This window comes from Nocardia sp. NPDC003345, assembly GCF_053589395.1.
The window spans coordinates 1-9,474 of the sequence record NZ_JBSFRU010000262.1; the positions used below are offsets into that span (position 1 = coordinate 1).

The following is a 9,474-nucleotide window of genomic DNA, read 5'->3' on the forward strand; positions in this document are numbered from 1 at the left end:
GTTCGGTGACCCCGCTGCGTTTGACCACCGAGAGAATGGCCGTCTCGACCGTCGTGAAGCGGCGCCCGCATTCCGGGCAGGCGCGTCTGCGGCGAATGGCGGCGCCCTCGTCGGCCAGTCGCGAATCGACGACCCGCGAGTCGGGGTGTCGGCAGTACGGGCAGTGCATCCGGGGTCCTTCGTCGCTGCGAACGCTCGCGGCCGAACCTGCGCCGGTCGCGGGTCCGGCGAGCGCGGGTACCGGGCGAACCGGCACCGGGTGAACCGGCGGTGGGTGCCGGCTCCTGTGCATAACACGTCGAGGATACCGGCACGGGGTGTGCGGTGGTTGCCCTCACCCCTGGTCCGGGCGCGGCGGCGGCCGCCACGTCATCGGCCTCCGGGTACGCCGGCCTCTCCCGGCGGCACCGCCGCGGCCGGTATCCCGGACGGGACCGGCATCTGCGCCGGCGGTTCGGGTGCCCGCAGATGGGCCAGCGCGAGGAAGAGCACGACCACCGCCGCGGTGATCGCCGCGGTGGCGGCGACGGCGGCCCACCCGGCCCGGGCCCGCTCCACCCATTCTTCGGGCGAGGGGTACGGCGCCGGCGGGTCGATGGCCGGGCCCCGGCGCGCCGCGCCGTCCCGGAGTGGGACGGCCCGCCGGACACCCCGCCGTGTGGCCCCGGGCACCGCGGCGGTGCAGGGGCCGGCGGCGCGGTGTCGCGGCGGGGCCGGCACCGGCAGCCCGCCCTCGTCCGGACGGCCCGCTCCGGTCTCCCCCGGCGGGATCGGAACGGGCACGGCCCGGGCGGTGGCGTCTTCCCACGTGCCGGTGCGGGTCGGACTGGTGGCGGTGTTCATCGGTAGGACCTCCGTGCTGGTCGGTCGCGGTAATGGGCGGTCGCGGAAACCAAGGGCGGCTTCGATGCCGGGGGGTTCGAGAGCCCGGTATTCGATCAAATGTTCGACGAACTGATGTTCGATTTCTACCACGCGTGCGGGATAATGTCAGTAGCAACACCGGACATACCTCGAACAGATGTTTGATAGATCGGGAGCGGCCGACTAGATTCACTGCACGACACGACGTTCGGGCAGGGCAGGTCACGACGCCCTTCACTTCGGTGAACGGGCCGAACCGCCCGGGCGGCGTGGCCGGATACCGACGAGAAAGGCGGACGTGGTGAGCCGATCAGACGATACGGGTGACGGAGCCGGTCCCGGCACCGAAACGGTGGCGACCGGTGCGGATCTCACCGTGCGCCAGCGCAAGGTACTCGATGTCATCCGGTCGTCGGTGAGCCTGCGCGGCTACCCGCCCAGCATCCGCGAGATCGGCGACGCGGTGGGCCTGAATTCCACCTCGTCGGTGGCCCACCAGTTGCGCACCCTGGAACGCAAGGGGTATCTACGCCGCGACCCGAACCGGCCTCGCGCGGTGGATGTCCGGGGTATGGACGAAGCGGTACGGTCGGTCACCACACTGGCGCCCGCCGACGGCGCCGACACCGGCGATACCGCCCCCGAGACCGATCAGCCCATCCCCACCTACGTGCCGGTGCTCGGGCGAATCGCCGCCGGTGGCCCGATTCTGGCCGAACAGGCGGTGGAGGATGTGTTCCCGCTTCCGCGCGAACTCGTCGGTGACGGTTCCCTCTTCCTGTTGAAGGTGGTCGGCGAATCGATGGTCGACGCCGCGATCTGCGACGGCGACTGGGTGGTCGTGCGCCAGCAGAACGTCGCGGACAACGGCGATATCGTGGCGGCCATGCTGGACGGCGAGGCCACGGTGAAAACCTTCAAGCGCAGCGGCAACGACGTCTGGCTGATGCCGCACAATCCGCTTTTCGAGCCGATCCCCGGTAACGACGCGCGCATTCTCGGCAAGGTCGTCACGGTGATCCGCAAGATCTGAGCCGGGTCGATGCGGCCCGATTCCGGCGCGGGTGGGGAGGCCATGCCCTCCTACGGCGAACGGGCGCGCATCCGGGGCATATCCGGGGTCGAGGCGGATCCGGAACGGGTGTGGTACGCGGCGTACGGTTCCAACGCCGATCCCGAGCGGCTGCGCTGCTATTTCGACGGCGTCGCCCCGGCGGACGCCGCGGGCCGGCCGCCGGCACCACATCTCCGCACGGCCGGGACCGGCGAGGGCACCGGCCGGGCGCGCACCCGGCGTGGGTTGCGGGACCGGACCCCGCCCACGCGGTCGATCGGCCTCACCCTGCCCGGATTGCTCTATTTCGCCACGGAATCAGCGATCTGGACCGGCGGCCGCGCTTTCTACGACCCCGATACTCCCGCCGGTACCCCGGTCCATGCCTATCTGCTGACCCGCGCCCAATTCGCGGATCTGCTCGCGCTGGAGATGTACCGGTCGCCCGGAGCGGATCCGGATCTCACCGCGGCCCTGCGCGGCGGTCGTTGCCGGCTGGGGCCCGGACGCTACGAAACCGTGGTCTGCCCGGGAGCATTCGAAGGCATCCCCGTCCTGACCTTCACCGCGCCCTGGGATCGGCGCGCACTCCCCGGAAACCCGCCCGCCCCGGCCTATCTCCGCCATATCGCGATCGGCCTGCGCGCGGCCCACGGCTGGTCGCTGCCGCGGGTGTCGGAGTATCTCGCCGGCCGCCCCGGCGCGGCCGGCCACTGGACACCGGAGACGCTGGCCGCCGCCCTGGCCGGACCGGATCAGGCGTGACCGGTGGTCCGCAGCGCCACCGATACCGCCCGCGCCCCGGTACGGACGATCTCGATATAGCGCGCCCGGTCCACGGGCCCGACCTCCGCGCGTAGCGGGCCGAGCTGTAGTTCATAGGGCACCTCCGCCCCGTCGAAGACCGGCGCCGAGACATAGCTGACCGGCAGCGGATGGGGCGAGTCGATCTCGGCCTCGGTGTAGGCGCGGGCGGTGAGCCGTCCCAGCTGGCGCAGCACCTTGGCCCGCAGAGCGGGTTGCAGCAGTTCGGCGCCCATCGCGCCGAGCAGTTCGGTGAGCACGTCGACCAGCCCCGCGTCGTCGGCCTCCGGGCGGAACATGGCGAAACCGCGGCCGGTGACGAAATCGAGCAGTTGTTCCGCCGGCCCGGACAGGTGCGCCGATCCCAGCCAGTGCGCGCGCTCGGCCGGTTCGCGGTACGGCATGACCGCGGCTCCGGCGGGGTAGGCCAGGCGGATCGACTGACCGACCGCGAGCCCCGGCACGATCCGATCGCCCGCGTAATGCTTCGCGACGATGGTGAGCCTGCCGTCCGCGACCCGGCTCAGCGTCGCGCCGCATCCCGCGGCCTCGGCCAGCGCGGACAGTTCCGCGCTCACCGCAGGCAGGGCGGCGACCGCCTCGGCGCCGGCGAGCCGGTTCAGCGCCGGTCCGCGGGTATAGCCGAGTCCGGCGTCGCGCACCAGCCACCCCGCCGCGCACAGTTCGTGGAGCACCGCGGTGACCGTCGCCCGCGCCAGGGACAGCCGGTCCGCGATTTCCGAGACCGTCAGCGGCCGTTCGGATCCGGCGAGTAATTCGACCACCGCGACGACCCGGCGTGTCGGCGGGGATCCCGATCTCGTCATATCCGGTGACTCCCTTGTCCGCCGGGCATCCGGCACCTACACTGCATCGACTATTCGTTGTCTATTCGACGAATAGTCGACACTCAGCGTAGACGACGTCAGGAGAGTCATGATTCTGGACCGGTTCCGCCTCGATGACCGGGTCGCCGTGGTCACCGGCGCCGGACGCGGCCTCGGTGCCGCCATCGCCCTCGGATTCGCGGAGGCGGGTGCCGATGTCCTGATCGCGGCCCGCACCGAATCCGATCTGGAGAAGGTCGCCCGGCAGATCCGCGATCTCGGCCGGCGCGCCCATATCGTGGTCGCCGATCTCGCCGATGCCGAGGCCTGCGCCGCACTGGCGGCCACGGCGGTAGCGGAGCTGGGCCGCCTGGATATCGTCGTGAACAATGTCGGCGGCGCCATGCCCACGCCGCTGCTGGATGCCTCCCCGCGGCGCCTCACCGACGCGTTCGGCTTCAATGTCGCCAACGCCCATGCTCTGGTCCGCGCGGCCGTGCCGTTGATGCTGGAGGGCGCGGGCGGCGGCTCGATCATCAACATCACCTCGGCGGTGGGCCGGATGCCGGGCCGCGGGTTCGCCGCCTACGGCACCGCCAAGGCAGCTCTGGCGCACTACACGCGGCTGGCCGCCATGGATCTGTCGCCCCGGATCCGGGTGAACGCGATCGCTCCCGGATCGATCGCGACCTCGGCCCTCGAGATCGTCGCGGGCGACGACGCCATGCGCACCGCGGTGGAACAGGCGACGCCACTGCGCAGGCTCGGTGACCCGGCCGAGATCGCGTCCGCCGCGTTGTTCCTGGCCTCCCCCGCGGGCGGTTACCTGACCGGCAAGGTGATCGAGGTCGACGGGGGCCTGATCGCGCCGAATCTCGATATGCCGATTCCGGATCTGTGAGGAGAAAATCGTGACCTACCGTGTCGTGCACTGGGGTACCGGCAATGTCGGCGTCCACGCCCTGGCCGGGATCATCGGCGATCCCCGGCTGGAACTCGTGGGTGTGAAGGTCTCGAATCCGGCCAAGGAGGGCCGGGACGCGGGCGAACTCGCCGGGCTCGATCTCCGGACCGGTGTCGCCGCCTCCACCGACGCCGCGACGCTGCTCGCATTGGAACCGGACTGCGTGGTGTACACCGCGATGGCCGACAACCGGCTGATCGAGGCCCTCACCGATCTGCGCACCATTCTCGAAGCGGGCGTGAACGTCGCGGCCAGCGCGCCCGTCTTCCTGCAGTACCCGTGGCAGGTACTGCCGGCGGACCTGCTCACCCCCATCGAGGAGGCCGCGGCAGCGGGCGGTGCGTCGCTCTTCGTCAACGGTATCGACCCCGGATTCGCCAACGATCTGCTGCCGCTGGCCCTGGCCGGCACCTGTCAGCGGGTCGATCAGGTTCGCTGTATGGAGATCCTGGACTACGCCACCTACGACAACGCCGCCGTCATGTTCGACATCATGGGTTTCGGCAAACCGCTCGACGAGACGCCGATGCTGCTCCAGCCCGGAGTGCTGTCGCTGGCGTGGGGCAGCGTGGTGCACCAGCTGGCGGCCGGGCTCGGCGTCGAACTCGACGCCGTCACCGAAACCCATGAGCGGATTCCCGCACCGGAGGACTTCGAGATCACCGCGGGTCCGATCGCGGCCGGCACCACCGCCGGGGTGCGGTTCGAGGTCCGCGGGATGGTCGGCGACCGGGTGGTGACCGTACTCGAGCACATCACGCGGCTGCGCGCCGATATAGCACCGGAGTGGCCGCATCCGGCGCAGGACGGCGGCTCCTACCGCGTCGAGGTCACCGGTGAACCGAACTATGCCCTGGACCTGTGCCTGTCCAGCGACAACGGTGATCACAATCACGCCGGTCTGGTGGCCACGGCGATGCGGGTGGTCAACGCCGTACCCGCGGTTGTCGCGGCGGCGCCGGGGATACGCACCACGCTCGACCTGCCGCTCGTCACCGGGCCCGGGAGGGTGTGACGGCAGCGCGCACTGCCGAACCTCATCGGTCTGCTGATCCTCTCGCCGCTGGTCTACCGCGCAACGCGGGCCTACTGCGACCGCGGGCACACCGAGGATTTCCGCGTCAGCGCCTGATCCGGCGCGTACCACCCCGCCCCACGCGCCGGCCTCGCTGCGATCCCCGGACCGCAGACGCCACGGGCGGGGCATCCACACCGGATGCCCCGCCCGTGGCGAGAGCTCGAAGCCGTCGATCAGGCCAGCTTGAGGCTGCGCCCGATGATCTCCTTCATGATCTCGGTGGTGCCGCCGTAGATCGTCTGGACCCGCGCGTCGAGGTAGGCCTGCGCGATCGGGTATTCACGCATATAGCCGTAGCCGCCGTGCAGCTGCAGGCAGCGGTCGATCAGATCCACCTGCTCCTCGGTGCTCCACCATTTGGCCATGGCCGCGTCTTCGGCGGTCAGCGTGCCGGCGTTGAGCTCGGCGATGCAGCGGTCGACCAGCACCCGCACGGCGGTGGTTTTGGTGGCCAGTTCGGCCAGGACGAACCGGGTGTTCTGCAGGGCGCCGATCGGTTTCCCGAACGCCTTGCGATCACGCACGTACTGGCAGGTGGTGTCCAGGCAGGACTCCATCGCCGCCGCGGCCATCACCGCGATCGACAGCCGCTCCTGGGGCAGGTTCTGCATCAGGTGAATGAAGCCCTTGCCCTCCTCCCCGAGCAGGTTGGCGGTCGGCACTCGAACATCGGTGAAGCTGAGTTCGGCGGTGTCCTGCGCCTTCAGGCCCAGCTTGTCGAGGTTGCGGCCGCGTTCGAACCCGGCCATCCCGCGCTCGACCACCAGCAGGCTGAAGCCCAGGGCGCCGGCCTCGGGGTCGGTCTGCGCGACCACGATGACGATATCGGAGTTGATGCCGTTGGTGATGAAGGTCTTGGCGCCGTTGAGAACCCAGTCGTCGCCGTCGCGGACCGCCCGGGTCTTGATGCCCTGCAGATCCGAGCCGGTGCCGGGCTCGGTCATCGCGATGGCGGTGATGAGCTCACCGGAACAGAACTTCGGCAGCCAGCGCTGCTTCTGCTCGTCGTTGGCCAGTTCCATCAGGTACGGCGCGATGACATCGTTGTGCAGGCTGAAGCCCAGACCGGAGTACTGCCCGCGCACCGCCTCCTCGTTGATGATGACGTTGTAGCGGAAATCCTTGACCCCGCCGCCACCGAACTCCTCCGGCATCTGCATACCGAGAAAGCCCTGCTTACCGGCTTCGGTCCAGACGGCACGATCGACGACGCCCTGCTCCGCCCACTGGTCGTGGAACGGCGCCACGTTCGTCGCGAGAAACTTGCGGTACGACTCCCGGAACAGCTCGTGCTCGGGTTCGAACAGTGTGCGCTCCACACCAACCTCCTAGTGAACACTTCGGACGGGGCCGCGCCGGCCCGCCGCTGTGACCCACCGTACCCGGAGTGCGAATCCTTGTTCACTTCACATCGGAAATCGGCTGGTGTTCCTACCCTCGGCGACGCCTTCGTACTGCCTGGCCATTCACCGCGGCCCGGTCAGACCGGGAGCAGCTCGCGCAGCCGGCCCGAAAGCGTCCGGCCGCGATCGCGATCCCGTTCTCCGAGCAGATAGGTCAGTTCCTCACGCAGCGCCTTCTCCACCACCTGCGCCAGTTCCCCGCATGCCTCATCGATATCGCCGGTCTCCCGCCACGGACCCGGATCGATCGCGGTACCGGCCGAGAAATAGAACCGTTCGGGTCGCGGGATGGGCGAGAGGCCGATGCCGCGCAGCAGCGGCGGAGTGAGCTCGGTATGGATACCCAGCGCTTCGACCAGCGCGCGTAGCGGGCGCAGCAGTACATCGTCCTTGTCGGCGATGATGTCGAAGGCGTCGTCGATACCGATCATGGCCACCGGCACGATGGGCACGCCGCATTCGATCGCCATCCGCGCGAAGCCGGTGCGACCCTCCCAGCGCAACGCGTACTTCTCACCCTTGCGGCGGATCGCCTCCCGGCCACCGCCGGGGAACACCAGCACCACCTCGCCCTGCTCGAGCAGGGTCCGGCAGTTCTCGCGGGTGCCGCGGACCGAACCGTAGTAGTGCAGGAAATGACGCACTCCCGGAACCCGGATGAGCAGGTTCTCGGCCAGCCCGCGGATCAGCCGCCCGCGGTGGCGCAGGACCTCCGGCAGCAGCAGCGGCGCGTCGATCAGGCCGAGCAGGTTGTGATTGGCCACCAAGAGCACGGGTCCGGAGTCCGGGATGTTGTCCAGACCGAAGAACCGGGGGTCGCTCCAGGTGCGGAGCGGGGCCAGCGCCGCTTCGAGAACCCGTAGATCGACCGGGCCGAGTTGCACCGATAGCGGTGCGCCATCGCTCAGGCCGGGCCGATCCGGCAACTCACCGAGCTGCCGATCGGGTTCGACGGTGGGGCGGTCGCCCGGGTGTGACATAAAACCCTCCTGTAGTCGATTCATTCCAATTGTGAATCGAACCGGAGGATTGCAACACCGTGTTATGCGATGTCCCACATTTTTGCGACCAGTGTCAACCGCGGCGAATTGTGCCGGTAACCGTTACGCCTCGACCGCTCCCGCGTGCGCGTATTCCGCCAGCACCGCCGCCAGTGACCGGGGCACCCGGGCGTGAACCCGGGTTCCGCTCTCGGTGTGCTCCGACTGCGAGATCCGGCCGTCGGCGTGGATCCGGGCGAGTAGATCGCCGCGGGTGTAGGGAAGCAGCACACTCACCTCGACGTCCAGGCCGCCGAGCACTTCGTCCAGCCGGGCGCGCAGCCGATCGATGCCGAGATCCTTGTGCGCGGAGACGAACTCCGCGCCGGGCAGCAGCGCCCGCAACCGGGTCACCTCCACCGGATCGATCTCGTCGATCTTGTTGACCACCAGCAGTTCCGGGGGCGCCGGGACCCCGGATTCGCGCACCACGTCGGTGATCACCTCGCGCACCGCCTTGATCTGCTCGGCGGGCAGCGCGTCCGCGCCGTCCACCACGTGCAGCAGCAGATCGGCGCCGGTCACCTCCTCCAAGGTGGAGCGGAACGCCTCCACGAGCTGGGTCGGCAGATGCCGGACGAAACCGACGGTATCGGTGAACACCACTTCGCGGCCGTCCTCGAGTTCGGCCCGCCGGGTGGTGGGATCGAGGGTGGCGAACAGCGCGTCCTGCACCAGCACACCGGAGCCGGTGAGGGCGTTCATCAGGCTCGATTTGCCCGCGTTGGTGTAGCCGACGATCGCCACCGAGGGCACCCCGCTGGAGGTGCGGCGCGACCGTTTGGTGTCGCGGGCGGTTTTCATCTCACGGATCTCGCGCCGGAGTTTGGCCATCCGCTCCCGGATGCGGCGGCGGTCGGTCTCGATCTTGGTCTCACCCGGACCACGCAGGCCCACTCCACCGTTGCTGCCGGCCCGGCCACCGGCCTGGCGCGACATCGACTCACCCCAGCCACGCAGCCGCGGCAGCATGTACTCCATCTGCGCCAGCGCGACCTGCGCCTTACCCTCGCGGGAGGTGGCGTGCTGGGCGAAGATATCGAGGATGAGCGCGGTGCGATCGACCACCTTGACCTTGACGACCTTCTCCAGGGCCGTCAGCTGGGCGGGTGTGAGCTCACCGTCGCAGATCACGGTGTCCGCGCCGGTCGACAGGACAACGGCGCGCAACTCGTCGGCCTTGCCGGAGCCGATGTAGGTGGCCGGGTCGGGGCGGTCGCGGCGCTGGATCAGCGCCTCGAGCACCTCGGAGCCCGCGGTCTCGGCGAGCCGGGCCAGTTCGGCCATGCTCGCCTCGGCGCGCGCCACACTGCCCTCGGTCCACACCCCCACGAGCACCACCCGCTCCAGGCGCAGCTGCCGGTACTCGACCTCGGTGATATCGGTGAGCTCGGTGGACAGACCCGCGATACGCCGCAGTGCGCTGCGCTCGTCGAGCTG

General features: G+C 69.6%; 10 protein-coding genes. 4 read left to right on the plus strand and 6 right to left on the minus strand.

Going from position 1 to position 9,474, the window contains the following annotated elements; all coding sequences use genetic code 11:
- On the minus strand, positions 1–169 hold a 169-nt coding region (locus ACWDU1_RS23935), incomplete at its 3' end, for an NrdR family transcriptional regulator (RefSeq protein ID WP_450001725.1).
- Between the two features lie 200 nt (positions 170–369).
- Complete coding sequence (locus ACWDU1_RS23940) at positions 370–843, minus strand: hypothetical protein (RefSeq protein WP_450001709.1); 474 nt, start codon at positions 841–843, stop codon at positions 370–372.
- Positions 844–1,165: 322 nt separating this feature from the next.
- On the opposite strand from ACWDU1_RS23940, the gene lexA reads away from it, so the two are divergent.
- Positions 1,166–1,897 carry a transcriptional repressor LexA gene (lexA, locus tag ACWDU1_RS23945; RefSeq protein WP_450001711.1) on the plus strand — a complete coding sequence of 244 codons (732 nt, stop codon included), beginning with the start codon at positions 1,166–1,168 and terminating at the stop codon, positions 1,895–1,897.
- Positions 1,898–1,906: 9 nt separating this feature from the next.
- Positions 1,907–2,683 carry a histone deacetylase gene (locus ACWDU1_RS23950; protein WP_450001713.1) on the plus strand — a complete coding sequence of 259 codons (777 nt, stop codon included), beginning with the start codon at positions 1,907–1,909 and terminating at the stop codon, positions 2,681–2,683.
- Here ACWDU1_RS23950 and ACWDU1_RS23955 read toward each other — a convergent pair.
- Entirely contained in the window at positions 2,674–3,549 is an 876-nt protein-coding gene (locus tag ACWDU1_RS23955) for a helix-turn-helix domain-containing protein (RefSeq protein WP_450001714.1), read from the minus strand. The two genes, ACWDU1_RS23950 and ACWDU1_RS23955, sit on opposite strands and share 10 nt — an antisense overlap.
- A gap of 109 nt (positions 3,550–3,658) precedes the next feature.
- Here ACWDU1_RS23955 and ACWDU1_RS23960 point away from each other — a divergent pair, with 109 nt between their 5' ends.
- Together ACWDU1_RS23960 and ACWDU1_RS23965 are read left to right on the plus strand one after the other, a co-directional pair.
- Positions 3,659–4,450: an SDR family oxidoreductase gene (locus ACWDU1_RS23960; RefSeq protein WP_450001716.1), complete on the plus strand. Its 792-nt coding sequence runs from the start codon at positions 3,659–3,661 to the stop codon at positions 4,448–4,450.
- A 10-nt stretch (positions 4,451–4,460) separates the two neighbouring features.
- Positions 4,461–5,528, plus strand: coding sequence for an NAD(P)H-dependent amine dehydrogenase family protein (locus tag ACWDU1_RS23965; protein WP_450001718.1), 1,068 nt, complete (start codon positions 4,461–4,463; stop codon positions 5,526–5,528).
- 236 nt (positions 5,529–5,764) lie between these two features.
- Here the strand turns inward: ACWDU1_RS23965 and ACWDU1_RS23970 are convergent, their stop codons facing one another.
- The 3 genes from ACWDU1_RS23970 to hflX all read right to left on the minus strand — a co-directional run.
- Entirely contained in the window at positions 5,765–6,910 is a 1,146-nt protein-coding gene (locus ACWDU1_RS23970) for an acyl-CoA dehydrogenase family protein (RefSeq protein ID WP_450001720.1), read from the minus strand.
- Positions 6,911–7,071: 161 nt separating this feature from the next.
- Complete coding sequence (locus ACWDU1_RS23975) at positions 7,072–7,974, minus strand: lysophospholipid acyltransferase family protein (RefSeq protein ID WP_450001722.1); 903 nt, start codon at positions 7,972–7,974, stop codon at positions 7,072–7,074.
- A gap of 123 nt (positions 7,975–8,097) precedes the next feature.
- Positions 8,098–9,474 (minus strand): GTPase HflX (hflX, locus tag ACWDU1_RS23980; protein WP_450001724.1); only part of this gene is annotated, 1,377 nt, incomplete at its 5' end.

Excerpts from the sequence above, each read along its gene's own strand:
- ACWDU1_RS23960 (WP_450001716.1), top strand. The coding sequence starts at position 3,659 with ATGATTCTGGACCGGTTCCGCCTCGATGACCGGGTCGCCGTGGTCACC.
- ACWDU1_RS23975 (WP_450001722.1), bottom strand. The coding sequence starts at position 7,974 with ATGTCACACCCGGGCGACCGCCCCACCGTCGAACCCGATCGGCAGCTC.
- ACWDU1_RS23955 (WP_450001714.1), bottom strand. The coding sequence starts at position 3,549 with ATGACGAGATCGGGATCCCCGCCGACACGCCGGGTCGTCGCGGTGGTC.
- ACWDU1_RS23940 (WP_450001709.1), bottom strand. The coding sequence starts at position 843 with ATGAACACCGCCACCAGTCCGACCCGCACCGGCACGTGGGAAGACGCC.
- ACWDU1_RS23950 (WP_450001713.1), top strand. The coding sequence starts at position 1,907 with ATGCGGCCCGATTCCGGCGCGGGTGGGGAGGCCATGCCCTCCTACGGC.